Origin of the sequence: Aerococcus loyolae, assembly GCF_002871915.2 — a bacterium.
Lineage (GTDB): Bacteria > Bacillota > Bacilli > Lactobacillales > Aerococcaceae > Aerococcus > Aerococcus loyolae.
In genome coordinates this window covers 772,339-795,802 of record NZ_CP126958.1, presented here as the reverse complement: position 1 = coordinate 795,802, position 23,464 = coordinate 772,339, and the positions used below count along the sequence as shown (strand labels likewise).

Sequence of the window (23,464 nt, the reverse complement as noted above, 5' to 3'; positions counted from 1 at the left end):
TTACACCACCTGGTTGAGAAATTCGATTAGTGCTTGTTCAAATGCTTGATGGGCCTTGCCAACAGTAATCACATGGCCACTATCTTCAAAATGAGCTAGGGTCACCTGAGCATTAGGCATAGCTTCTTTCAATAGACGACCGCTGCTATCGCCAACGAGTTCATCTTGACCGGCTTCGGCGATGAAGTAAGGTTTAGTGATTGTCCCTAGTTGGCTATGCATAGAATTGTTAAAACGATTGATCTTCTCTAGGGAAAGAGATAAGTCCGATTCAATGCCCCTCAATTCCGCTTTCAGAGATTCTCCACTAAAACCTTCCTTTACTTTGACATTTCTAGCCATGGCCATAAACGCCTTTCCTACATTGGTTTCTTCAATGTTTGTGGTCATAATCGGCGTACAGAAAGAGCCGGCTGCTATAAATTGACTCTCTTCTTCAATAAATAACTTGGTGGCAATAGAACCACCCAAAGACAAACCAAAGACCGCTAGCTTCTCATAGCCTTGGCTTTTGATAAAGGCTAAAGCTTGGCGGGCATCCGCGATCCAATCACTTGGTTCTGCTGCTAAAATATCTTCTACGCGCCCAGTGCCATGACCGGTTAAATTATGACAATAGACAGTATAGCCTTCACGATTCAATGCACGACCCGTCATTCTTACATCAGCTGTGGTTCCTGTATAAGCATGAAATAAGAGGACAGCTACTTCATTATCGCCGGTAAAATAAAATGATTCTTGCTTTTGCATAGAGGTCCCTGATCTTTCTAAGATTGACATTTTTCTATAAAAAAAGCTGGGATAAGCCCAGCACTTTCCTAAAATTAGGAAGATAATTTTGCTAAAACGACAGCAATTATCATAAAGGCAAATCCTAGGATGCTAATGATGCGATCCATTGCCGCGTCAAAACCGCGGGCCTTTTTACCATTCATTCCTTGGTCCATCGCCCCTGTAATATTGGCACTGGAACTTGTTTTGGCTGGGGAAATAATCACTGCTAATATCAATAAAATACTAATTACGATTATTGAAATAAGTAAAATATTTTTCAAAAGTTTCCCTCGTCTCTTCTACTAGGTTTCTTAGCAATAGTAACATAATAATCATAGGGACTCAAGGAAAAAACTATTTCGCCTCAGCAGGACAGCTAGTCATTATTTAGTATAAGGATTTTGAATCATACGAATCTTTTTAATCCCTTTAACGCTCATCACATCTTCCATAAAGGTATTGACCTTGCTTAAGAGATCATCCCCACTCACATCGACTAAGGTATAAGCATAATTCCCTCGACTCTTATTGATAATTTTTTCGATATTAATATCTTCATCTGCTAGGTAACGAGATATCCCAGCCACCATATTAGGAATGTTTTCATTAATAATAGACAGACGTAATGGCGCATTAAAGGTCATTTCCACATTGGGGAAGTTGACAGAATTCTTGATTTCGCCACTTTCCAGGTAATTATTTACTTCTTGGGCAACCATCAGGGCACATTTCTCTTCAGATTGTTCGGTACTTGCCCCTAAGTGAGGAGTCATAATAAAGTCGTCCCGACCGGCTAATTCTTCAAAATAGAAATCACTAGCAAAGTATTTCACCATGCCATTTTCTAAGAAGGTAAGCATGGCCTCAGGGTCAACCGTTTCTTGGCGTGAATAGTTAAGGATAATCGCCCCTGTTTTTACTAGAGAAAGATTTTCAAAGCCAATTAAATGGTGGGTTTCTTCGGTATAGGGGGTGTGGATGGTGATGTAGTCGGATTGTTGGAAAATATCTTTCACATCATCACAATAAGACACTTTTTGGTTAATTTGCCAAGCATTTTTCACTGAAATATAGTTATCGTAGCCAATGACATCCATACCTAGTTCAATACCCGCATTAGCAACCCGGGCACCGACATTACCTAGGCCAATAACTCCTAAGGTCTTGCCCATTAGCTCTTGGCCACGGAACATCTTCTTTCCGGCTTCAACTTGCTTGTGGACATCTTCCCCATCTAAACGGTTGATCCAGTGTTCTGCTTGAAAGACATTGCGAGAGAGATTAATCATCATAGCAATAACCAGTTCCTTAACCGAATTGGCGTTGGCCCCCGGTGCATTAAAAACCACAATCCCCTTCTCACTACAATCATCAACAGGAATATTATTTACCCCCACGCCTGAGCGCCCGATCGCTTTTAGTTGAGAAGAAAAGTCGTAGTTATGAATATCACTACTGCGTAAGATAAGAGCGTCCGGCTCTTGGTCATTATTAATTAAGTAGCCTTGTTTACGTAAATAATTAAGCCCTGTTTCAGCGATATTGTCTAAAGTATTAATTTTTTTCATGTTTAACCTCACTTTCAAAATCCTTCATGAATTTCACTAAGGCATCCACCCCCGCTTCAGGGAAAGCATTATAGATGCTGGCCCGCATCCCACCTACAGAGCGGTGCCCCTTCAAATTAATAAAACCTTTCTCCTTGGCTGCTTGGATAAATTCTTGGTCGATGTCAGCATCTTGGCTGGTAAAAGGAATATTCATGAGTGAGCGATCAGTTGGAAGGACCTGGTTAACAAAGATTTCTGATTGATCAATGGCTTGGTAGAGTTTTGCGGCTTTTCTTTGATTAATTTGGTCAATAGCGGCTAATCCTCCCTGGTTTTTAATCCATTCCAGAACTAAACGCATTACATAAATAGAGAAAGTTGGTGGAGTATTGTATAAAGAATGCTTGCTGGCATGGGTTTTATAGTCTAAATAAGTTGGAATTACCTTCCCAGTATCCTCTAACAAATCATCACGGATAATCACTACACTGACACCAGCTGGTCCCACATTCTTTTGCGCTCCCGCATAAATCAAAGCAAATTGAGAAACATCCACAGGGTGGCTAAGAAAGTCCGATGACATATCAGCAACTAAGTTTGAACTTTTAGCATCAGGATAGTTGCGGTATTGGGTCCCTTCAATGGTATTGTTACTGGTGATATGAATATAATCATAGTCATTTGAGTTAAAATCAGTTAAGACCGGTAATTTTTGATAATGATCTTCCTTTGAAGAAGCTAGAACGGTGGCCTTTCCGGTTAATTTTTCAGCCTCTTTATAGGCTTTTTCACCCCAGCTGCCGCCAATAAGGTAGCCAGCTTTACCGCTTTTTAATAAGTTTAACGAAAGTGCTGAAAATTGTAAGGTCGCGCCACCTTGCATGAATAATACTTGATAATTGGAGGGAACATCTAAAAGCTCTCGTATTAAGTCTTCCGCCCCTTCAATAATCTCTTGAAAAGAGTCTGATCGGTGACTCATTTCTAAAACGGATAAACCTTGACCATGATAATCAACTAAATTCTCCTGAACATTTTCCAATACTTCTAAGGGTAAAGTTGCCGGTCCGGCAGAGAAATTCCACACACGAGTCATTTTCAACACGCCTTCCTATATAAACTCTATGATTGTTTCAAGATTTTTCTTACCAATAAGTATAGCAAAGACCAGAAAAAAAGCCTATTTAATATTTAAAGTAAAAATAAAAACCAGCCTACTTTTCGAGACTAGTTTTTCCGAGGCGATAAAAATAATAAAAAGCTCCTTCAACCAGAACCACCACCAAAATAAAGCACGCCAAAAAGAAAGTCTCTGGTAAGATTTCAATCACTGGGTCGAGCTTGGGATCAAAGAGCCAAGCATCATTATTGAATAAGAGCTGATGAAATAGAACAAAAACCTGGTCAAAAAATAAGAGAAAGAGCGGTATTAATAGAAAAGGTAAGACCATTAACCCCTTCATGGGCCGATATAAATAGAAGTAAGCCTGGTTATTTTTTAATTTTTTTAGGAAGCGAGCGGATAACAGACCACTGGTTAGTAATAAGATATATAGGATTTGAAATAGCCGCTTCACTTCATAGAAATGAAAGATCCCTTTTGGACTCATGGGGAAATGCTGTAAGGACAAATGTTCAATCCAAGGAAAATTGAGATAAGCAATAATACGATGGTAGTCCTGGAAAATCTGTTGCCATGTTAAGTCAACGACTTGATTGACCTGTTCAAGATATGCACTCAGATAATAGAGTGGGGTAAACCAAATCGTGAAGGTAATCGCTCCACACAATATAAAAAGCACCAGACTGCTAAGTCCTAAGTAAAATCGGATATTTCTTGCCATAATTTTCCTAATTCCTCATAATCTTTAACGATATAGTCAGGTTGACCCGAAAAATGTTCCAAATCTTCTTTATGATGGACACCGGTCTCAATTAATATCGCCGGCATATCCATACGATTTGCCGCTAAGATATCAGTGGTTAAGTTATCACCCAGCATGGCCACTTCATCGGCTTGAAGACCTAGCTTGGCTAAGGCACCGGACATAATCAATTTTTCCGGTTTACCACAAACAACCGGACGCGTCCGACTCACCTCACTGATCATGCGCCCTAATGAGCCAGCACCGGGCACAAATCCTCGTTCATCAGGAAATTGAATATCCGGGTTAGTTAAGTAAAAGTCCGCCCCTCTTTGGACTGCAATAGCTGCTTGAGCGAGCTGGTCATAATAAACACTTTGATTCAAGCCTACGACTACTAGGTCAATCTGCCGGTTAATACTTGTCAAAATCTCAAAGCCTAAGTCATTGACGCTCTTTTTAAGAATTTCACTACCAATAATATAAGCGGCCTGTTGGTGATCGACCTGGTGGTAAGCATCTTTCAGGGCATAAACTAAGGCGTCCACACTACTATAAACCCTTTCTGGATCAACCAAGATTTGATGTTCCTTTTCTAGGAAAGCTTGGACTTCTTGGTGGGACCTCATGGAATTATTAGTTAAAAATAGAAAGGGCGTTTGACTAGTAATGAGTTTTTCAATAAATGCTTTAGCTCCCTTAATGGGACTTTTCCCGCGATAAACCGTTCCATCCAAATCAATCAATAAGCCTTTTATCTTCTTAGCTTTTGTCATCACTTTTTCCTTATTTTAAATGTTTTTTTATCAGTTACTTTAACAGCATTGGCTTTACGACTGGAATTTTTCTTTTTCACAGAGAAGCGCTTACCCACTGTCTTCGTTTGTTTTTTAGAAGCTTTTTTATGATTATTTCCTTGATTATTATGACGACTATTCCTTCTCTTCTTACGCTTAGAATTTTGATTATTCCTTTTACTCTTCAATTGGCGGTTACGTTCATTGATTTCTTCTTCACTACGCAGGTGCTTTAAAACAAAATAATCGCAACCAAAACTACAATATTCATATAAATAATCATCGAGAAAAGAAATTTGCTGGTCAATGCTGGTGTGGGGTAATTTATCTTCATAAAAGCCCTTCAAACGCAATTGTTGGAAACTCCAATCGCCCACCACATAGTCATAGCTATCCAAAATATCCATATAGCGGTTAGCTAATTCCTGCTTATCGATGCCCGCTTCAGCATCCTTAACCACTTGAAAAGCTTGGCCATTGATTAAATAGCGATCATCAGCCTGTTGGATGACGTCAGCAAAAATATAATTGTCGCTCTTACGTTGTTCTATCCAAGCTTGGCGGTCTTCTGTTTGAGACATTTAATCCCTCCTTATCCCTTGGAATCATTAATTTCTATCTTAGCACACTTTATTTAACACGAAAAGTCTCTTAGTTTTCAAGAAGTCTTTCCCCATTAGAGTAAAAATAAAAAGGTGGGAGCGACCCACCTTATTAATTAAAAACGTTTTTAAATTTACTTATTGGATTATTTGCTTAAGTTGTAGAATGCATGGATTCCTTGGTATTCAGCAGTTTCACCAAGTTGGTCTTCAATACGTAGTAATTGGTTATATTTAGCCATCCGGTCTGTACGTGATAAGGAACCAGTCTTAATTTGACCAGCGTTGGTTGCTACAGCAATATCAGCGATGGTAGCATCTTCAGTTTCACCAGAGCGGTGGGAAACAACAGCAGTATAGTTAGCACGTTTAGCCATTTCGATAGCGTTGAAGGTTTCTGTTAAGGTACCAATTTGGTTAACCTTAATTAAGATTGAGTTTGCAATACCTTCTTCAATACCACGTTTCAAGTAGTCGGTATTGGTTACATAAAGGTCATCACCAACTAATTGTACTTTATCACCAATACGTTCGGTTAATAATTTGAAACCTTCCCAGTCATTTTCATCCATACCATCTTCAACAGAGATGATTGGGTATTTGTTAACTAATTCTTCGATGTATTCAACTTGTTCAGCAGCAGAGCGAACAGCAGCGCCTTCACCTTCGAATTTAGTGTAGTCATATTTTCCATCAATGTAGAATTCAGAAGAAGCACAGTCTAAAGCGATAAAGATGTCTTCACCAGCTTTACGTCCAGCAGCTTCGATCGCATCAATGATAGTTTGTAAAGCGTCTTCAGTACCTTCAAAGCGAGGAGCAAAACCACCTTCGTCACCAACGGAAGTTTCTAAACCGCGGCCTTTAAGAATACCTTTCAAAGCGTGGAAAGTTTCAGCACCCCAACGTAAAGCTTCTCTAAATGAAGGAGCCCCTGCAGGAACAATCATAAATTCTTGGAAAGCAATTGGTGCGTCAGAGTGAGAACCACCGTTAACAATATTCATCATTGGAGTAGGTAAAACATGGGCATTGAATCCACCTAAGTAGTTATACAATGGCACGTCTAATTCATCAGCAGCAGCATGAGCAGCAGCAAGAGAAACCCCTAAGATGGCATTAGCCCCTAATTTACCTTTGTTCTTGGTACCGTCTAAAGCGATCATTGCTTCATCAATACCTACTTGGTCAGTAACTTCCATACCAACAATGGCTTCAGCAATCACTGTATTAACATTTTCAACAGCTTTTAGGACACCCTTACCTTCATAACGGTCTTTGTCGCCATCACGAAGTTCAACCGCTTCATGTTCACCAGTAGAAGCACCAGAAGGTACTAAACCACGGCCAAATGCGCCTAATTCAGTATATAATTCCACTTCAACGGTTGGGTTACCACGGGAGTCCAAAATTTCACGGGCATGGATGTTAGTAATTAATGACATAGATTTTATCTCCTTTTATCTAATTAATTTTATAATCTATTTGATGAATTATTCTGCAGCATTAACTAAAGCAAGAAAATCGTCGACTTGAAGACTAGCTCCCCCGACTAGGGCGCCATCAATATTTTCTTGGGCTAAAATATCTTTTACATTAGCTGGTTTCACTGAGCCACCGTAAAGGATACGGACAGCATCGCTAGCTTCTTGGCCAGCAACTTCAAAAACAACGTCACGAATGTGACCACAAATTTCTTCAGCGTCTTCTGGAGAGGCTGTTTTACCGGTACCAATTGCCCAGATAGGTTCATAAGCAATGACACTTTTAGCAATTTCTTCTTGGCTAAGTTCTTTTAAAGCTGCCTTGATTTGTCCAGTGATCCATTCTTTAGCAATGCCTTCTTCACGTTGGTCTAAGGTTTCACCACAGCAAATAATTGGGGTCATGCCATTATCGAAGATTGCTTTGGCTTTCTTAGCAACATCTTCATCGCTTTCATTAAATAATTCACGACGTTCAGAGTGGCCGATAACCACATAGCTTGCTCCTAGATCAGCTAAGGCTAAAGGTGAAATTTCTCCAGTGAAAGCCCCACTATTTTCATAGTAGCAGTTTTGAGCACCGACTTTAATGTTAGTGCCTTGACTTTCAGAGAGTAAGCTTTGCACGTATAAAGCTGGTGGGCAAACCAAAACTTCAGCTTTTTCACTACCACTTAATTTAGCTTTCAGGTCTTCAATAAAAGCTTTTGCTTCACTAGCGGTTTTATTTAATTTCCAGTTCCCGGCAATTAAAACTTGTCTCACTTTGTTCATCCTTCCTTATTTTTCACTTAACGCTTCAACACCTGGTAGAGGATTACCTTCTAAGAATTGTAAAGAAGCTCCCCCACCGGTAGAAATGTGTGAGAATTTTTCAGCAAATCCTGAATTCTTAGCAGCTGATGCAGAATCCCCACCACCAACAATAGTAATGGCATCGTCAAGGTCAGCAACCGCTTTACATACGGCATTGGTACCAATAGCAAATTTTTCCATTTCAAAGACACCCATTGGGCCATTCCATACAACCGTTTTGGCATCTTCTAATTGTTTAGCAAATAATTCATTGGTCTTAGGACCGGAATCCAAGCCTTCCCAACCTTCAGGAATGGCATCAGCAGCTACTACTTGCGTATTAGCGTCATTTGAGAAGTCATCAGCAACGACAACATCCACTGGAAGGTAAAGTTTGTCGCCAGCTTTTTCCATGATTTCTTTGGCTAATGAAACGCGGTCTTCTTCTAACAAGGAGTTACCCACTTCATAACCCTTTGCTTTTAAGAATGTATAAGCCATACCCCCACCAATAAGCACTTTGTCGGCCTTATTAAGTAAGGATTCGATCACGGCAATTTTATCGGAAACTTTAGCCCCACCTAAGATAGCAACAAAAGGTCGCTTAGGATTATTGACTGCATCCCCTAAGAAGTTTAATTCCTTTTCCATCAAGAAGCCAGCTACGGCATGGTCAACATTGGCAGAAATACCAACATTCGATGCATGGGCACGGTGGGCAGTCCCAAAGGCGTCGTTAACAAAAATACCGTCGCCTAATGAAGCCCAATATTTACCTAATTCAGGATCGTTACCTGATTCTTTCTTGCCATCAACATCTTCAAAGCGGGTGTTTTCAAAAAGTAAAACTTCCCCATCATTTAATTGGTCAATGGCTTCTTCTAACTCTTGTCCACGAGTAGCAGGAACAAAGACCACTTTTTGCCCTAAGAGTTCTTCTAAGTGTTTAGCCACTGGAGCAAGGGACTTGTCTTTTTTATCTTCTTCACTTTTCACTTTGCCTAAGTGAGAAAATAAGATCAATTTTCCGCCTTGTTCAATCACATACTTAATTGTTGGTAGGGCTTGAACCATCCGATTATCATCGGTAATTTCTCCATCCTTCATAGGAACATTGAAGTCAACCCGCATTAAAATCTTTTTGCCTTGGACATTAACATCTTTTACAGTTTCTTTTGCCATATTCATTTCTCCTTTTTCTATCACTTAGAAAAAAGGCAGGGAGCGTCTGACTCCCCGCCTTTACATGGATAGACGCTTTTATTAAACGTTAGCGTTTATTATAACTTAGCGAAGTATTCTAAGGTACGTACTAATTGTGAAGTATATGACATTTCGTTGTCATACCATGCAGCAGTCTTCACTAATTGCTTACCGTCAACGTCCATAACTTTAGTTAAGGTTGCGTCGAATAAGGAACCATAAGTCATACCTACAATATCTGAAGAAACGATTTCGTCTTCGTTGTAACCGAAGGATTCATTTGAAGCAGCCTTCATAGCAGCGTTAACTTCTTCAACGGTAACATTCTTTTCAAGAACGGTGAAGAATTCAGTAATAGAACCAGATTTAACAGGTACACGTTGTGCGGAACCATCTAATTTACCATTTAATTCTGGTAAAACTTGTCCAACAGCTTTTGCAGCACCGGTAGTGTTAGGAATAATGTTTTCTGCAGCGGCACGTGCACGACGGAAGTCTCCCTTACGGTGTGGAGCATCCAAGGTGTTTTGGTCCCCTGTATAAGCATGGATAGTAGACATTAAACCTTCAACAATACCAAAGCTCTTGTTTAAAGCATCTGCTAAAGGTGCTAAACAGTTAGTGGTACATGAAGCACCAGAAATAACAGTTTCATCCCCTGTTAAGATTTCATGGTTGGTGTTGTAAACGATAGTTGGAATATCTGCTCCACCTGGTGCAGTAATAACAACTTTCTTAGCTCCACCTTTTAAGTGTAGTTCAGCTTTTTCTTTTGATGCAAAGAAACCAGTAGCTTCAAGAACAACTTCTACACCTAAGTCACCCCAAGGAATTTCAGCTGGGTCTGGATGAGACATAACTTTAACTTCTTTACCGTTTACTTTGAAGGCGTCATCTAAAACTTCAATTTCACCATTGAAACGACCATGAGTGGTGTCATATTTCAATAAGTGAGCTAACATTTTTGAGTCAGTTAAGTCATTGATTGCAACTACTTCTAAACCTTCAACATCTTGGATACGACGGAAAGCTAAACGTCCGATACGTCCAAAACCATTAATACCTACTTTTACCATATTAATAATTTTCCTCCTTCGGAAATAAAAATATTTTTAATGAGTTTCCTCATTTAAAACCTGATTACTTACCCCTAAATCTGTCACTAGGACAAAGTTAAAGGGTGCGAGTTTTGCAAAAGCTTGAATGGCTTTTGCTTTAGCACGACCGCCAGCAATTAGAATGGGATATTGAATATCCTTTATTTGATCTAATTGTAAACCAATACGGGGCATTTGATAAACTATTTCCCCCTCCTTGGTGTAAAAACACCCGAATGCTTCACCAATGGCTCCCTTAGCAAGGATTTTATCAATTAATTCTGATGAAAACCCCCGTCTTTGGGCCATGATTCTAGCATCGCCAACACTAAATAATAAAGCATCGGTCCGCTTTAAAATATTTAATGTTGCTTGAATGGAGGGCTCTTTCACTAATAAGTCTCTGGTTTCTTCAGTCAGAACATCAGGAACGTAGAGAGAATTAGTAGTCCCATTTAAGCGGTGTGCGAGTTGGTCACTAATTGTATTTGCCTGAATCGCCACCGAATCGCCCATGCCACCACGGACAGGAACAATCGTAAAATGCCGATTCTTAGTTAGAACTTTACGGTTTAAGCTCTTAGCAACCTCGAGTATTGTCGAGCCGCCTGAAACAGCCACCGTAATGTATCCTTCTGGCAAAGTATTGGCTAAATAGTTAGATAAGAATACTCCTATTTGTGCCAAGGTACTATTTTCTTCATCAAGATTACTCTCAATAATATGTACCTCATCGATACCTAGTTGCTTTTCTAAGCGTTGTTCCTTAGCAAATAAACTAGAATCTTCATGGAGCATTTCGCGAGCAAAAGCTAAAGCTTCCTCACCCTTAGCGGTGATAACCATTCCATTTCTAGTGGAATCTAATAACCCTTCTTTTTTAAGGATATTCGTTTCACGACGGAGTGGTCGCTCAGTCATGTCTAACTTCTTTGCCAAAATTTGGCGACCAATAGGTTGAAAGCGTAAGACCATTTGTAAAATTTGCATCCTTTTTTTAAAGAGGTCTTCCAATTCAGGAACCACTTTAAGGATTCTACTGTAAACGGCTTTCATGACATTCAACTTTCTATTGCATGGACTTTTATTGTCCGTCATGCCTTTTTTTGACCAACATAGTGCAAAAAAATTTGAGCAGTTCTATCTGCTATTCATTTTTCTACACTAGTAGTATAACAAGAATATCATGCAGTCGCAAGCATTTTGCAGTGGAAATCTAAATTTTATAAAAACCGAGTGTACTTACTTAAGCTACACTCGGTAATTATTTTGTATTTGTCTTTTATGATACTATTCTTGACCTTTAAGGCCTTGGTTAGAAGCCATGATTTCATCAATGATGCCATATTCCTTAGCTTCTTTGGCAGTCATCCAGTAGTCACGGTCCATATCTTTTTCCACTTTGTCGATATCTTGACCAGAACGTTCAGCAATAATTTCTTTTAAGGTTTGCTTAGTTTGTAAGATATGACGAGCTGATATTTCAATTTCAGTAGCCTGACCTTGAACGCCACCTAGAGGTTGGTGAATAAGCACTTCAGAATGAGGCAAAGCATAACGTTTTCCTTTTGTACCACCAATCAATAAGATAGAGCCCATAGAAGCTGCTAAACCAGTGACTATGGTCACAACATCAGCATTAACAAATTGCATGGTGTCGTAAATGGCCATCCCTGCAGTTACTGATCCTCCTGGACTGTTAATGTATATATAAATATCTTTATCGTTATCTTGAGCATCTAAGAAAAGTAATTGGGCAATAACGCTGTTTGCCATATCATCATTAACTTCTCCACTGAGCATGATAATACGGTCCTTCAGTAAGCGCGAATAAATATCATAAGCACGTTCACCACGAGGTGATTGTTCAATCACTGTCGGTACTAAATTCATTTAATTTCCTCCTTTTTCGACTTCCTAATCATTATAACCTTAATAGTCAATATAGGTCAATAGATAAACTTATGGCACTTTTACGGGGAAATATTTATGCCAACTTGCCATTAATGCCCTTCAAAGCAGAAGTAAGCTAGCTTCTTTATTTGTTGATTTTGCGGGTGAAGCTATTATAGTAAGAAATCATCGATAACAACAATACTTTTTTCAAAAAAGTTCTTAACAAAAGTATGCTATTTGTGCTATAATGTATTTATTGCTTGCACCCATAGTGTAATGGATATCACGTAAGATTCCGGTTCTTGAGATGGGGGTTCGATTCCCTCTGGGTGCGTATTTAAATTTTAAGGCTTTCAAATATGCCTTAGAAATGTTGATTTAACAGCATTTACAACTTAATTGTTAATAATAGTTAAGCTCTAATTTTGCACCTCATGGGGCAAGATATGGGGCAAGATCTTTCTACCCCCATCGCTGAGTTAGTAAATTTAAATTTAGTATTATTTAGTAATGTAGTAAATTGTAGTAATTGCCCCGTGCGGGCTTTTTTTATTGGCAATTTACTTAACAGGTTTTAACAGGTTATTTAATATCGCTACCTATGGAAAATCTTAGGAGTCTTATGGGTAATAAATATGTTAAGTTTTGTCAGGTTTTAAAAAATGCAAGGTTTTGCAAGGTTTCCCTTTTTTAGGCCTCAGCTATCTCAGGTTTTTAATGACGGAATATAAATTTAACGGGGTAATTTGGGAGTAGTTTTTTTAGTTAGCTAATAACCTTATGAAATCTTAGTAATTATCATCACTAGCACCAAGCCCATAAAGCGCCCTATTTGCCCTGTGTGGCGTTGTTTGATTTCGTGATGAATCCCATCACTAATACATTTAAACTGTGATAAGGCTGGTTATTTTCGCTCTACCTTGTCAAAACCTTGCCATCGTCTTTCAGGGCAATGAAAAAGGTGAACCATCACTGATTCACCTAATTAACGCTGTTATTCTCTTTTTAGTTTAGTCTGGCAGTGCTGTCTGGTATTACCGTTTCACGTTCATTAACTTGTGACCCATCAAGCTTGGCCATGCGGTTTAGTAACATTCCATTCCGTATATTCGCTTCCCTAGCGCCCTCAGGCGTTTCGCTGGTATTACCATACAAATCATCGTCAAAATTGGTGGAAAGGTTCTCTAAATCACTATAGAACGGATTCTTTACCTCGTATTTACCATTGGCATTAATAACGTCCATCACGGCTGAATTATAGTCATATTTTTCAGCAAGATAATTCAGTGTCTTTTCGCTCTTGTCCATCATTAACACAGTTTGCAAGTAACTAAAATCAATTGGCGTGAGATCATAAAGGCCTCTTTCTTCAAAGCCGATTTCTTTGAACTTTTGTTTACCCTTATTGAATAACTCAATGTTTTCACGTCTTAAGCTAAGGTAGATTCTGCGTTGCTCCTTAAGAAATTTCTCAGTCGCTTCACGTTCTTCTTCATAAGCTTCTTTTTTACCGTCCTGTGAATACTTCGAGTTAGTTCGTATCTCATCAACTTTTTGATTAAACTGATTCAAAGCTTCTAGCCCTTTAGTGTTTAACTCGTCCATTTTATTAATGTTACGCTCGTAAGTAAATTCTTCACTAGGTTGAAGACTTATAATAATTTCTTTAAGTAAATCCATAATATCCCCCTTAATCCCAATTTGATTTTATTTTACGAAAACGTTCATCGCGTTCATTTTGGATTCTGGCAAACTCATTAATACTGTTGTTGAGGTGCGTTTCAGTAAAGTGTTTTTGATACTCTTTTTCCGCCTTGTCTTTGTCGTATTCTTTCACATAGTCTACTTCTTCTTGGTTTTCTGCTTGATTATTAAATTCTTCTTTATTCATTTCAATTTTCCTTTCTTACTGTGTCTAACCTTTTATAACCCTAAACAAAGCATAAAAGCTCCCCTGCTTTGTAAGCCTCAGTAAATTGAAGCTTTGCCTTGCGTAACTTCTGATAATACCCACTACTAGATATACTGAGTGATGAATAAATATCAAAATCTAGTCGCTTACTAAAATACTTGGCTTTTAATATTTGCCGATACTCTGGTTCAACTAATTCAATAGCATTATCTATTTCATTTATAATCTCCCTCCCTCGCTCCCTGCGCTCAATTACCTTGCCCACTCCCCCATCACTAGTGGATTGGGTTTTCTTCTCGAGAGAATACCGGTAATTTGCTGTTAAATGGCCGTCATACAGGCTCATACGCTTCAAGCGGTCATAGTTGCCTAACAGATCGTTCACCTTAGCAATCGTCTTATTCTCATCAACTTCCGGAAATATGTTTACCCCCTCCTCGTGTGCTATAATAAAGCTAGCTAATTCAGTGGGGGTTAACACTCACGGGCATGACTTCGGTCGTGTCCTTTTTTATTGCCCAAATAGAGGGCTTGCTTCACAAAATGCCAAGCTCTTCCATAAGGTCAAAGGCGTCTTGTGGCATACCTGCCATATATGTGACTTCCTCAAGCTCTTCAATGGCAAATTCATCATTCAAATACCCGATTACCGCTAATACTAGCGTCAGCATGGTTATTTCTTGCCCTGCCATCACTTTAGCAATAGACGGCTTAGGGTAAAGCTGAATGATTTTATTGGTACGTTCTTCAATGTACTGACTAACTAGGTCTGTATCTATCATGTTTTATCGCTCCTTATATATTTATAATTTTAAATAGATACTTGTCCCCTTTGTTGTCCCATTTGTTTTTTAGAAAAAAAGTGCTGAAAGCCCTTGATATAAAGGGCTTTATAGCTATTTCAAAAAATGTCCCACTTCTCTATGCAAACCTTTATATATTTTTTACTATTATATATTTTTACTTTTTATTACTAAATAAGTGGGACAAGCGGGACAAATATAGATAAAAGCTGGTATATCAGCGTTTTAACTGTCCCACTTCATACGGGACAAAGTGGGACAAAGCGGGACATTAGCTAATTTTCTGAATAATTCTTATCGGGTTACTCCCTTTAGCGTATGGCTGGATTTCTTCTGGCATGCTTTCCGATTCGCTAACGTTAATCCGTTGTTTTGCCTGCCTGTATTTATTTTCTGTGAGGCGTTCTAAAATATCTATGAATTTAGTCATAAATCCATAAGGTAATGCGCTTCTATTTCCTAAATCATATTTATATTCTTTAATACCATGTTTTATAAAGTTACTTGGCGCTTTTTCCAACTCATGGTAGCCATTGGCAATATATTCATCGTTAATGTATCCCTCTATGTAGTCATTGGCTCTGCGATACTTAGCGATTTCTTTCTTAACTACTTCCGGCTCAATAAATTGAGTGAAATCCATCTCGATAGCTTTTTTTAAGACGTATTCTAGAATCCTTTTATCTTTCAAATAAATCTCTTTAATTTTTGGGTCATTCTTCTGACCGTTAAAGTCAGCATTAAAAGGAATCAGTAATAGACGCCTATACCAGCCTAAGGATTTATTCCGCACGTTGGGCATATCATTGCCACTAAACAAGCAGAATAGCTTAAGGGTGGCGCTGTAAATCGGCTGATATTTCTCTTCAACCGTTATAGGGTCACCGGTAGCAATGCTCATAAGGTCGCTTATTTCATCGATATAAGCGTTAGAAATATCGTCCCCTATATTGCATACCTTGCCAATTAAATTGGCCTTGTCATACTGATTACTAAATTGTGGTGGTTTCAGCGTGCTGACGTTTTGCTTTCCTATAAGATTTATTAGAAGTTGCTGAAACGTCCCTTTACCGCTGTTCCCACTACCGATAAGGAACCCTATTTTATTCCGTGTATGGTTAGGGTTCAAAGCTTCATTGATAACCTGCCATAGTAAAGTAACAATTTCATCATCACCACAAGCAATAGACTTCAACCACTCGTCAAAGTTAAATCCATCAATAATTGGGTTAGTGGCATTGGCGTTATAGTTTGTCGCTATTTTGCTAGTGATGGCATAGTCAGGGCTAAAAGGTAATAACTTATGCTCCTTGACTGAATAAATGCCATTGTTAACGGGGATCAGGTCAGCGCTTGAAAAAGGCGCTTTGAGTGGCACTCTTACCCTTAATTGCTGAATGACTTCTTTCCATTGCCTAGACCGGTAACGGCTATCAATACCGCTCATTAATCGCATAAAATTAGTTTCTCCTGTGATATAAATCCCCTGATCAGGATCATAGAAAGCTAGCATGGCAGTTTCTCTATTGTCGCCAATTAGATAGCAATGCACGGTCGTTCTAAGAATGGTTGAAGCGATCCCCTCATGCATTTTAGGAAATTTTTTGGTTTTGGGATCTTTATGCTTTATTTTCCAATCCTGCCCTTTTTGAGATAAAGCGTTTCTAATTTCTCGCATAGTCTGGGGTTTTTCATTTGACTGAACTTCTGTTTCTTTTAATTGATTTGCTCGGTTTAATATTTCTTTAAATTCATCACTCATTCATTACTACGCCTCGCTTCCTCTCTTCTCGTGTTAAAACGCTATCCATCACGCTGGCCAATTCTTTATCAGATAACGGCAGTTGTGTGAAACGTTCGTTCCAATCCTGACAAATCATTATGCAATACTCGGGATCAACCTTAGCGGTTAACAATGTTCCAAAGGCCTTAGTGAAGAAATTGTTACGTTTACCTTGGCCAATTCCGGAATAAACTTCCTGTAATAGCCTTGGCACTTTACCAATATAGCCACTTCCACCTAATTGGCTATAATCAACCGTGAATGTCGTTTTCTCTTGTTGCTGAGGACGAATTACAGGCACTTTCGCACCATCACGGTTAACAATGACCTTATAGTTGTCGTGTAGGCCGTTATCTACCGGCATGCCCATCAGCCGGCTAAAGTTCCCACTACTTGGGTCAATGGGAATATATTTAAAGTGGTCAATAAGTCTCTGAGTAATGGTAGTGGTTTCCTCTTTAGTCATACTGTGTTCAGGCTCTAAAATTACCCGTATTCTGGCATGATTAGGCTGGCTATTAATTGTTGGATAGATAATATATTTAAACCCCTTTAGCTCCTGTTTTAGCTGTTTGATTGTCTCCTCAAAGTTAAGATAATCGTAAACAATGGGGCTGTCTTGGCTGATAATTGCTCGGGGTTCAATATCCAAAGTGATGAGTGACTTGTTAATTGTTTCGCTGTCAGACCGCTTATTTCCCTTGATTTTGCCACTAAAGAAATAGATACAATCGTTTAGCTTGATCTCATCAGGAACGGGCTTATCCCCGTTATTTTGTGCCTGAACGCCCTCTAAATGCTGAATGTTATTCTTGCAAAGATAGGCCAGCGTCTCAAAGTCACTTCCGTTAGAGTGGCACTCAGTAAGCTGGTTATTTTTAACCCCTTTAGTCGTGTAAATCATCACTATCACCCCAATTCTTAAAATAGCCAATATTATATTTCTTCATCAGTTTGACCGCCTCGCTATCAAGGTCTAGGTTATAGCAAAAGAGGGTTAAACGTCCCCGGCCGGTCTTTCCGTCTAAAAATTGATTAACTTCATCAGCTAACCTCATAAGCCCCAATTCATAGTAGGCAATAGAATGTTCGAAAAAATCTGATTTACTGATCGCATAATCTTTATAGGTTTCTTCAAAATTCTTGATCTGCTTCATACGCTCTTTTAAATAAGCTTTTTCATTTTCCGTATTATCTTTATTTATCTGAATTATTTTTGTCATCGCTGTCCGCCTCGACTTTCTTAACAAAGAGTTTTCTTAGTGATTCCAATTGGTCAGTATTAATACATACATCATCATCGCCTAAGCTAAACCCTGTTACTCTATAAATAATAGAATCGAGGCTTAACAAGCGTTTTATATAACTGTAAACGTCATTCTCATTAGCTTCTTTACCTGTTCTTTTTTCAATGAGTTCAATGAGATAATTCACAAGATCGCCACCGGCAAACATTTCCTTGTCGGGGTATCTATCTTTTGATAGATTGTAATAGCTGAATGAATCTATATCGATCTTAATAGCCAATTTCCTAAATTGACGCTTTTCGTATTCGTGTTGTTCACTTAAGGCGTTTTCATAGGTTTGTCTTAGGTCTTCAAAAGCGGCTGATTGATCGTTGAAATCCCATTGAATATCATGAATATAGTCTTTGATTGCTTTGTCGTGGGTCATACCGTCAACGGCTGATAAGATAAAATTCAGCCGTTCAACTAAATCATCATTTCTTCTTACTAATGTTTCTAAGCTTTTTTGGTAGGTCATGGGTCAATATCCTTTCTAAAATTGCCCATCACTAAAATAATTGATATAATAGACGTATAGAAAAGGCTGTTCCAGCAACCTTTTCAAGCCTTATTTAGTGATGGGGCTTACTACTGTACATAAAGACTTATGACATTTTTGTTGTAAGTCTTTTTTTATTGGTAAGGGTGCGATCTGATAAAGTCATTCAGTACTTTCCGTTCTACATAAATCTTGTTACCTAGCTTATTAAGCGGTAACCCTAGTTCTTTATGCCAATTTTCCGTGATGGTGTTCCGGCTAGTTTTATACATTTTGCATACCTCTTCCACCGTCAGCATTTCCCTAGTGATGGCGCAATCCCGTCTAGCTTCTTCCATGGCTTCACGGTATAAATAAACTAATGATTCTTTAAACTGATCCTGAAAATCCTCGGGGATCTCTAATTGAAAGACGTTGTTGTTACTCATTTTCTTCTTGCTCCTCTACTTCATAATCAAGATATGGCTCTTCTGATTCGCTATATAATGATTCTTCAAGGCTGTTTAATAAAAAGTTCACTTCAATAATTAAATCTTTTAAAATTTCTGCAAAATACTTTAAACGTTTTATTTCCTCAGAACATTCGAAAGCATATTCAATCAAGTCGTTTTTATCCCAAGTCACCATTTCATCGGGGTCTTTTTCTTGTGAAAAGAGTCTACTTTCTAAAACTCCCATGAGAATCTTAGCTTCATCGTTTTTTAAACTCGCTGTTGAAAGAATCGCTTTGTTTTCTATTTCTTTTGAATACATAATTAAACCTCACTTTTTTTAATTATTTTTGTCCATTATCGTTAATTAATCGCTTCAATCGCTGGTTTTCTTCCACAACCTTTTCATGTTCCATTCCTACATGAATCAGTCCTGCCATTAAAATGATCAATAGTATAAACATATCCTCACCGCCTTTCTATAAACTCGCCTGCTTCATGATCCTTAATGTGATTAATTCTTGTTTAACCTGCGCTTCATAGCTTGCTAAGAAGTGCTGTTTCTCCTCTTCATCACTAACTAGGTAATACCCTTTAGGATCGGTTCGACTTGCACCAATGAGTAACCCCTTTTTGCGTAAAGATTCAACTAAACCATAGAAAACTCGCAATGAAAGCCGACTACTAAACAGCTTAGTTAATTCTCTGGCGGTACGTGCATTGTCTTTCCCTCTAGGTAATATGTCTAAAAGCTCTTGCTCTAGTGATGTTAATTCTTCTTGCTTCATGTCCTCACCACCTTTCTATTACTTCAAGATAACCACTTACTAATTCAGCCGTGGGGACAGCTTTAAACTTTTGACACTTTCTGATTAAAAAAAATATCATCGATTGTTGCGCTTGGAAATGATTTATTAAATATCTTTTTAAGGATAACTTTTTCATCATCGGTAAAAGGAGTAATTCCCTTTTCCTTTTTCCAATAAGATTGAAGTGAAATATCTAAAACATTCGCTAAATCGCTCTGAGTCATTCCCATATAAGAACGCATTTGTTTTACTCTGGTCATCATCTCACCCACTTTCTACTTTTGACACTTAAAGACTAACACGCTAGTTAAATAATTGCAAGCATGATATTCAACTTTTGAAACTTTTGTGATAGTATAGCTTTAACTAGGAGGTGAAATAATGGAAATAGATAAAAAACAATTAGGAAATAGAATCAAAGAAATAAGAGTAAACTTGAAACTTACTCTCGCTCAATTTGCTGATGAGATAAGAAATAAAACTGACGGAATATCTAAAACAGGAAAAAGTAATGTGTCTAAATGGGAACGTGGGGAAAATGTCCCAAATGGCATTACCCTTAAGGCCATAGCAGAGTTAGGCGGTATGTCGGTAGATGAGTTGCTACATGGCGCTTCTGGCTATGTTGAATACAACAATAATAAAATCACGTTATTCAATATCATCACTAATCAAATAAGCGTTATGAACAGTATGATTAAAAAAATAGATTCAAATACTAATTTAGCTTTAGAGCTGAAAGATCTGGTCAAAAATTACGAATATTATATATATTTAATAAAAAATCCTGAATATAAATTTTATATTTATAGGGATAGAGTTTATTTAATGGCGGAAATTACTGAATTAGTTGCTAGTGATTATTCCCTTGATATCAAAACTTATGACCAAATTCATGTAAGCAAACTAAATGCTAAAAATCTTAAAATGGAAAATCTCCTTAACGAGAAAATTCGTTCAAAAACTCAAATTATTGGAATTATAAAAAAATACTTTGATAATAACACTGAAATTTATTTTTCTTATTCTGATAAAAATAATTTTGAAAGTGAAAAAAGCACTCAAATTCTTGTAAATAACAACATTGAACATGAAAATGATTTTCGTACCTTATAATTTCTTATTTTCCCAAACTAACATAACCACTTACTAATTCAGCCGTGGGGGTAGGATTAGGGAGGAACATGTTAGAATGGCAACATACAATAAATATAGCAATTCTCAAGGTGAGTTCTGGCAAGTTCGGGGCTACCTTGGGGTTAATGAAGAAACCGGCGAAAAAGTTGAATGTCGCAAAAGAGGATTTCAGACTAAAAAAAAAGCGACCGCCTACTATAAAGAAGAACAAAAGAAGTTCCTTGTAGGTGATCGCTTCAAACAAAACAAACGATATACTTTTAAAGAATTATATCATGAATGGGCAAGTATTTATAAAAATGACGTTGAAATAAGCACCTTTGAAAGAAACAAAGATTATTTTAATCTTCATATTCTTCCGGCTTTTGGTAATATCTATATCGATAAATTAAGCCCAAAAAGAATACAAGCTCAAGTTAATGATTGGTATCCTCAATTTGCTCAATACAGAAGACTATTTAATAATACAAAACGGGTACTTAAATATGCTGTTGATCAAGGCTATATTAGAGAGAATCCTTGTGACAAAGTACATATTCCGAAAAAGAAATTATCATACGATACTATTGACGAGAACAAGAAAAAATTTTATTCTCGTGATGAATTAGAAGACGTTTTAAAATCTCTAAGCCAAATGAAAACAAAACGCTGGTACGCTTTCTACCGTCTATTAGCCTTTTCAGGTATGAGAAGTGAAGAAATTCGTGCGTTGACTTGGCATGATATCGATTATAAAGCGAAAACAATAAATATCGACAAAGCCATAGCCCGTGGCAAGAAGGTTAATAAAAAACGTACGCAATACCTCAAAGGTACAAAAAATGACCAAAGCACTCGAGTGATTAGTATTGACGATAAAACACTAAATATTCTAAAGTCTTGGAAAAGTGAACAATCTAAGACATTAACTAAATTAGGCTTTAATATTTTCAATAAAAATCAACTTGTATTTTCTCAATACAAAGACAATAGTTATATGAACCATAGTGAGCCTAGGAACGCTTTATCAAAAGTATGTAAAAAGTACGGCCTACCAATGTTAAATATGCACGGTTTTAGACATACTCATGCCACTTTGCTGGCTGACGCTGGCATTCCGCTTAAAAACGCTATGGAACGATTAGGTCATAAGGATTTAGAAATGACTCTGAACGTCTATACTCACGTCTCAAAAGATAGCCGTGATAAGTCTGCTCAAATCTTTGCAAACTATGCCAATTTTTAAGAAAACCTAGGGTATGGGGCAAGATATGGGGCAAAATTTCATAAATACCTGTTTTAAACGGCTAGAAACGTTGATATGACGGCGTTTTATAAGCTAAGGGGTTCGATTCCCTCTGGGTGCGTAATAAGGGGTTCCCCCCTTATAAAGCTTAATTTATAATAGTAATTAAAAGAGCAAGGCAAGCAAGGGTCTTGCTCTTTTAATTTGTAAGACACCTACTAAGATGCAAGATATATGAAGGACTAATTTTTCACTTAGAAGCAGTTTAATTGATTTCCCCTAAATATCTCCCCAGCAATGAATTTGCCTAGCAACTTGATCATTTAAGCAATAGTAAAAAAAGACCTATCATCCATCTGAGCAGATTCTCAGATAGTGATAGGTCTTTTTTAATTATTTTTGGCTTTCCCAAATTGGAATACTTGAGCCATTACTTTTTTCATCGATAATTTTAGCAACTTCAGGGGTTTGATAGTACTTCACAATCTTCTTGTAAGTCTCATTATCCTTATTCTTTTCATCAACGGCAATGACATTCCAATAAGGTTTAGAACTATCGGTCGCCTTTTCTAAATAAATGGAATCTTTAGTTGGCACAAAGCCTGCGTCAGCAGCCATGTCGTTATTGATGCAAGAAATCGTCACGTCGTTTAAGGCACTGGCTGTTTGGTTAGAATCCAAGGTAATGAATTCCAAATTCTTTGGATTTTCAGTGATATCTTCAACCGTTGGCATGAGCCCTTTATCTGGGTTTAATTTGATTAACCCTGCTTCTTGAAGCAGTAAGAGTGCCCGACTTTCATTTGAGACATCATTAGGTACTGCTACCTTGTCCCCCTCTTTTACCTGATCGATTTTTTCAATCTTATTGGAGAAGACCCCCATTGGGTTAAGAGTGGTATAACCGATCGTGGTGTTGTGATAGCCAGATTCTTCATTCATATTATCCATATAAATTTCAGTTAAGGCACTATGCATATCGATTTCATGGTGCTCCAAGGCTTCAATTGGCATCCGGTAATCAGTAAATTTGACCAATTCAATGTCAATGCCTTCCTTTTCCTTCAATTCATCCTTTAAATAATCCCATTCGTCATTTTTTTCACCAACTACCCCTACTTTTACCGTTTTATCACTATCAGTATTGCCTGATTGACAAGCCACTAGGGTAAAAGCAGCTAATAGGGCCATTAGGCGTAAAATCCATTTCTTCATTGCAATTCCTCCTACTATTTTACTCGTAATGAGCTGACCCTTATATTCTACTAATTAAAGCTTGATATGACAATGTTCCTGCCCTTAGTAAAAAGTATTCATCACTGATCTATAATGACTATCATAAAGCAATAAAAAAGCTGCACATTCCGTGCAGCGACTTAAAGATTCTTAAATATAACTGAGTTGAGTTGTGTAAAAAAGTTATTAAGAAGGTAAGAATCTTCAATAGATAAAAGTATATCATAGATGAAAACTAGCGCCAACCAGTCTTTTAGTAAATTAATCATTTCATAAAAAA

The 23,464-nt window shown here is 37.8% G+C and carries 28 protein-coding genes and 1 tRNA gene; 3 read left to right on the top strand and 26 right to left on the bottom strand.

Annotation, left to right across the window (positions count from 1 at the left end; translation table 11 throughout):
- The 13 genes from CJ190_RS03665 to clpP all read right to left on the bottom strand — a co-directional run bounded on the left by CJ190_RS03665 (window position 1) and on the right by clpP (window position 12,060).
- The gene (locus CJ190_RS03665) at window positions 1–750 is read right to left on the bottom strand and encodes an alpha/beta hydrolase (RefSeq protein ID WP_064293515.1); all 750 of its coding nucleotides are present in this window, start codon (window positions 748–750) and stop codon (window positions 1–3) included.
- Between the two features lie 74 nt (window positions 751–824).
- Window positions 825–1,055, bottom strand: coding sequence for a preprotein translocase subunit SecG (gene secG / locus CJ190_RS03660; RefSeq protein ID WP_060778100.1), 231 nt, complete (start codon window positions 1,053–1,055; stop codon window positions 825–827).
- A 102-nt stretch (window positions 1,056–1,157) separates the two neighbouring features.
- Window positions 1,158–2,342 (bottom strand): 3-phosphoglycerate dehydrogenase family protein, encoded by a 1,185-nt coding sequence (locus CJ190_RS03655; RefSeq protein WP_064293516.1) that lies wholly within the window; start codon window positions 2,340–2,342, stop codon window positions 1,158–1,160.
- A complete protein-coding gene (gene serC, locus CJ190_RS03650) occupies window positions 2,329–3,420 on the bottom strand; it encodes a 3-phosphoserine/phosphohydroxythreonine transaminase (protein ID WP_064293517.1) in 1,092 nt (363 codons plus the stop codon). Before serC ends, CJ190_RS03655 begins: the two co-directional genes overlap by 14 nt.
- Before the next feature lie 118 nt (window positions 3,421–3,538).
- Window positions 3,539–4,168 carry a TIGR01906 family membrane protein gene (locus CJ190_RS03645; RefSeq protein WP_064293518.1) on the bottom strand — a complete coding sequence of 210 codons (630 nt, stop codon included), beginning with the start codon at window positions 4,166–4,168 and terminating at the stop codon, window positions 3,539–3,541.
- Window positions 4,141–4,965 (bottom strand): HAD-IIA family hydrolase, encoded by an 825-nt coding sequence (locus CJ190_RS03640; RefSeq protein WP_064293519.1) that lies wholly within the window; start codon window positions 4,963–4,965, stop codon window positions 4,141–4,143. The genes CJ190_RS03645 and CJ190_RS03640 overlap by 28 nt, the downstream gene beginning before the upstream one ends.
- A complete protein-coding gene (locus CJ190_RS03635) occupies window positions 4,965–5,567 on the bottom strand; it encodes a YutD family protein (RefSeq protein WP_064293520.1) in 603 nt (200 codons plus the stop codon). Before CJ190_RS03635 ends, CJ190_RS03640 begins: the two co-directional genes overlap by 1 nt.
- Before the next feature lie 167 nt (window positions 5,568–5,734).
- Window positions 5,735–7,033 (bottom strand): phosphopyruvate hydratase, encoded by a 1,299-nt coding sequence (eno, locus tag CJ190_RS03630; RefSeq protein WP_064293521.1) that lies wholly within the window; start codon window positions 7,031–7,033, stop codon window positions 5,735–5,737.
- A 48-nt stretch (window positions 7,034–7,081) separates the two neighbouring features.
- On the bottom strand, window positions 7,082–7,837 hold the full coding sequence (gene tpiA, locus CJ190_RS03625) for a triose-phosphate isomerase (RefSeq protein WP_064293565.1): 756 nt from the start codon (window positions 7,835–7,837) through the stop codon (window positions 7,082–7,084).
- A 15-nt stretch (window positions 7,838–7,852) separates the two neighbouring features.
- The gene (locus CJ190_RS03620) at window positions 7,853–9,049 is read right to left on the bottom strand and encodes a phosphoglycerate kinase (RefSeq protein ID WP_064293522.1); all 1,197 of its coding nucleotides are present in this window, start codon (window positions 9,047–9,049) and stop codon (window positions 7,853–7,855) included.
- A gap of 98 nt (window positions 9,050–9,147) precedes the next feature.
- The gene (gene gap / locus CJ190_RS03615) at window positions 9,148–10,146 is read right to left on the bottom strand and encodes a type I glyceraldehyde-3-phosphate dehydrogenase (RefSeq protein WP_064293523.1); all 999 of its coding nucleotides are present in this window, start codon (window positions 10,144–10,146) and stop codon (window positions 9,148–9,150) included.
- Window positions 10,147–10,182: 36 nt separating this feature from the next.
- Window positions 10,183–11,223 carry a sugar-binding transcriptional regulator gene (locus tag CJ190_RS03610; RefSeq protein WP_064293524.1) on the bottom strand — a complete coding sequence of 347 codons (1,041 nt, stop codon included), beginning with the start codon at window positions 11,221–11,223 and terminating at the stop codon, window positions 10,183–10,185.
- 234 nt (window positions 11,224–11,457) lie between these two features.
- Window positions 11,458–12,060, bottom strand: a complete 603-nt coding sequence (gene clpP, locus CJ190_RS03605; RefSeq protein WP_064293525.1) for an ATP-dependent Clp endopeptidase proteolytic subunit ClpP — start codon at window positions 12,058–12,060, stop codon at window positions 11,458–11,460.
- 265 nt (window positions 12,061–12,325) lie between these two features.
- On the opposite strand from clpP, the gene CJ190_RS03600 reads away from it, so the two are divergent.
- Window positions 12,326–12,397 (top strand) — tRNA-Arg (locus CJ190_RS03600).
- Between the two features lie 671 nt (window positions 12,398–13,068).
- Here CJ190_RS03600 and CJ190_RS03595 read toward each other — a convergent pair.
- The 12 genes from CJ190_RS03595 to CJ190_RS03540 form a co-directional block, all read right to left on the bottom strand.
- The gene (locus CJ190_RS03595; protein WP_070598099.1) at window positions 13,069–13,743 is read right to left on the bottom strand and encodes a hypothetical protein; all 675 of its coding nucleotides are present in this window, start codon (window positions 13,741–13,743) and stop codon (window positions 13,069–13,071) included.
- Window positions 13,744–13,753: 10 nt separating this feature from the next.
- A complete protein-coding gene (locus CJ190_RS03590) occupies window positions 13,754–13,954 on the bottom strand; it encodes a hypothetical protein (protein ID WP_070598098.1) in 201 nt (66 codons plus the stop codon).
- A 40-nt stretch (window positions 13,955–13,994) separates the two neighbouring features.
- Window positions 13,995–14,456 carry an ArpU family phage packaging/lysis transcriptional regulator gene (locus CJ190_RS03585; protein ID WP_070598097.1) on the bottom strand — a complete coding sequence of 154 codons (462 nt, stop codon included), beginning with the start codon at window positions 14,454–14,456 and terminating at the stop codon, window positions 13,995–13,997.
- 55 nt (window positions 14,457–14,511) lie between these two features.
- Complete coding sequence (locus CJ190_RS03580) at window positions 14,512–14,757, bottom strand: hypothetical protein (RefSeq protein ID WP_070598096.1); 246 nt, start codon at window positions 14,755–14,757, stop codon at window positions 14,512–14,514.
- A gap of 292 nt (window positions 14,758–15,049) precedes the next feature.
- Window positions 15,050–16,540 (bottom strand): DNA primase family protein, encoded by a 1,491-nt coding sequence (locus CJ190_RS03575; protein WP_070598095.1) that lies wholly within the window; start codon window positions 16,538–16,540, stop codon window positions 15,050–15,052.
- Complete coding sequence (locus CJ190_RS03570; RefSeq protein ID WP_070598094.1) at window positions 16,533–17,465, bottom strand: primase alpha helix C-terminal domain-containing protein; 933 nt, start codon at window positions 17,463–17,465, stop codon at window positions 16,533–16,535. The genes CJ190_RS03575 and CJ190_RS03570 overlap by 8 nt, the downstream gene beginning before the upstream one ends.
- Window positions 17,449–17,784: a hypothetical protein gene (locus CJ190_RS03565; RefSeq protein WP_070598093.1), complete on the bottom strand. Its 336-nt coding sequence runs from the start codon at window positions 17,782–17,784 to the stop codon at window positions 17,449–17,451. The genes CJ190_RS03570 and CJ190_RS03565 overlap by 17 nt, the downstream gene beginning before the upstream one ends.
- A complete protein-coding gene (locus CJ190_RS03560) occupies window positions 17,759–18,325 on the bottom strand; it encodes a hypothetical protein (RefSeq protein WP_070598092.1) in 567 nt (188 codons plus the stop codon). The genes CJ190_RS03565 and CJ190_RS03560 overlap by 26 nt, the downstream gene beginning before the upstream one ends.
- Window positions 18,326–18,480: 155 nt before the next feature.
- The gene (locus CJ190_RS03555) at window positions 18,481–18,774 is read right to left on the bottom strand and encodes a helix-turn-helix domain-containing protein (protein ID WP_070598091.1); all 294 of its coding nucleotides are present in this window, start codon (window positions 18,772–18,774) and stop codon (window positions 18,481–18,483) included.
- Complete coding sequence (locus tag CJ190_RS03550; RefSeq protein ID WP_070598090.1) at window positions 18,767–19,099, bottom strand: hypothetical protein; 333 nt, start codon at window positions 19,097–19,099, stop codon at window positions 18,767–18,769. The genes CJ190_RS03555 and CJ190_RS03550 overlap by 8 nt, the downstream gene beginning before the upstream one ends.
- A gap of 157 nt (window positions 19,100–19,256) precedes the next feature.
- The gene (locus CJ190_RS03545) at window positions 19,257–19,565 is read right to left on the bottom strand and encodes a hypothetical protein (RefSeq protein ID WP_070598089.1); all 309 of its coding nucleotides are present in this window, start codon (window positions 19,563–19,565) and stop codon (window positions 19,257–19,259) included.
- A 62-nt stretch (window positions 19,566–19,627) separates the two neighbouring features.
- Window positions 19,628–19,849, bottom strand: a complete 222-nt coding sequence (locus CJ190_RS03540) for a helix-turn-helix transcriptional regulator (RefSeq protein ID WP_070598088.1) — start codon at window positions 19,847–19,849, stop codon at window positions 19,628–19,630.
- A gap of 118 nt (window positions 19,850–19,967) precedes the next feature.
- On the opposite strand from CJ190_RS03540, the gene CJ190_RS03535 reads away from it, so the two are divergent.
- Both CJ190_RS03535 and CJ190_RS03530 read left to right on the top strand, forming a co-directional pair.
- Window positions 19,968–20,702 carry a helix-turn-helix domain-containing protein gene (locus tag CJ190_RS03535; RefSeq protein WP_070598087.1) on the top strand — a complete coding sequence of 245 codons (735 nt, stop codon included), beginning with the start codon at window positions 19,968–19,970 and terminating at the stop codon, window positions 20,700–20,702.
- A gap of 76 nt (window positions 20,703–20,778) precedes the next feature.
- The gene (locus CJ190_RS03530) at window positions 20,779–21,948 is read left to right on the top strand and encodes a tyrosine-type recombinase/integrase (RefSeq protein ID WP_070598086.1); all 1,170 of its coding nucleotides are present in this window, start codon (window positions 20,779–20,781) and stop codon (window positions 21,946–21,948) included.
- A gap of 393 nt (window positions 21,949–22,341) precedes the next feature.
- On the opposite strand, the gene CJ190_RS03525 is transcribed toward CJ190_RS03530, so the two are convergent.
- Entirely contained in the window at window positions 22,342–23,163 is an 822-nt protein-coding gene (locus CJ190_RS03525) for a MetQ/NlpA family ABC transporter substrate-binding protein (protein WP_013668515.1), read from the bottom strand.
- Between the last annotated feature and the right edge of the window lie 301 nt (window positions 23,164–23,464).

Coding starts and splice junctions, on each gene's coding strand:
- CJ190_RS03565 (WP_070598093.1), bottom strand. CDS start 17,784: ATGACAAAAATAATTCAGATAAATAAAGATAATACGGAAAATGAAAAA.
- CJ190_RS03575 (WP_070598095.1), bottom strand. CDS start 16,540: ATGAGTGATGAATTTAAAGAAATATTAAACCGAGCAAATCAATTAAAA.
- CJ190_RS03640 (WP_064293519.1), bottom strand. CDS start 4,965: ATGACAAAAGCTAAGAAGATAAAAGGCTTATTGATTGATTTGGATGGA.
- clpP (WP_064293525.1), bottom strand. CDS start 12,060: ATGAATTTAGTACCGACAGTGATTGAACAATCACCTCGTGGTGAACGT.
- CJ190_RS03655 (WP_064293516.1), bottom strand. CDS start 2,342: ATGAAAAAAATTAATACTTTAGACAATATCGCTGAAACAGGGCTTAAT.
- CJ190_RS03550 (WP_070598090.1), bottom strand. CDS start 19,099: ATGTATTCAAAAGAAATAGAAAACAAAGCGATTCTTTCAACAGCGAGT.
- CJ190_RS03610 (WP_064293524.1), bottom strand. CDS start 11,223: ATGAAAGCCGTTTACAGTAGAATCCTTAAAGTGGTTCCTGAATTGGAA.
- CJ190_RS03645 (WP_064293518.1), bottom strand. CDS start 4,168: ATGGCAAGAAATATCCGATTTTACTTAGGACTTAGCAGTCTGGTGCTT.
- CJ190_RS03530 (WP_070598086.1), top strand. CDS start 20,779: ATGGCAACATACAATAAATATAGCAATTCTCAAGGTGAGTTCTGGCAA.
- CJ190_RS03545 (WP_070598089.1), bottom strand. CDS start 19,565: ATGAAGCAAGAAGAATTAACATCACTAGAGCAAGAGCTTTTAGACATA.
- CJ190_RS03595 (WP_070598099.1), bottom strand. CDS start 13,743: ATGGATTTACTTAAAGAAATTATTATAAGTCTTCAACCTAGTGAAGAA.
- CJ190_RS03525 (WP_013668515.1), bottom strand. CDS start 23,163: ATGAAGAAATGGATTTTACGCCTAATGGCCCTATTAGCTGCTTTTACC.
- CJ190_RS03580 (WP_070598096.1), bottom strand. CDS start 14,757: ATGATAGATACAGACCTAGTTAGTCAGTACATTGAAGAACGTACCAAT.
- CJ190_RS03570 (WP_070598094.1), bottom strand. CDS start 17,465: ATGATTTACACGACTAAAGGGGTTAAAAATAACCAGCTTACTGAGTGC.
- eno (WP_064293521.1), bottom strand. CDS start 7,033: ATGTCATTAATTACTAACATCCATGCCCGTGAAATTTTGGACTCCCGT.
- CJ190_RS03535 (WP_070598087.1), top strand. CDS start 19,968: ATGGAAATAGATAAAAAACAATTAGGAAATAGAATCAAAGAAATAAGA.
- CJ190_RS03620 (WP_064293522.1), bottom strand. CDS start 9,049: ATGGCAAAAGAAACTGTAAAAGATGTTAATGTCCAAGGCAAAAAGATT.
- CJ190_RS03560 (WP_070598092.1), bottom strand. CDS start 18,325: ATGACCTACCAAAAAAGCTTAGAAACATTAGTAAGAAGAAATGATGAT.
- serC (WP_064293517.1), bottom strand. CDS start 3,420: ATGACTCGTGTGTGGAATTTCTCTGCCGGACCGGCAACTTTACCCTTA.
- CJ190_RS03590 (WP_070598098.1), bottom strand. CDS start 13,954: ATGAATAAAGAAGAATTTAATAATCAAGCAGAAAACCAAGAAGAAGTA.
- CJ190_RS03555 (WP_070598091.1), bottom strand. CDS start 18,774: ATGAGTAACAACAACGTCTTTCAATTAGAGATCCCCGAGGATTTTCAG.
- CJ190_RS03540 (WP_070598088.1), bottom strand. CDS start 19,849: ATGATGACCAGAGTAAAACAAATGCGTTCTTATATGGGAATGACTCAG.
- CJ190_RS03665 (WP_064293515.1), bottom strand. CDS start 750: ATGCAAAAGCAAGAATCATTTTATTTTACCGGCGATAATGAAGTAGCT.
- gap (WP_064293523.1), bottom strand. CDS start 10,146: ATGGTAAAAGTAGGTATTAATGGTTTTGGACGTATCGGACGTTTAGCT.
- CJ190_RS03635 (WP_064293520.1), bottom strand. CDS start 5,567: ATGTCTCAAACAGAAGACCGCCAAGCTTGGATAGAACAACGTAAGAGC.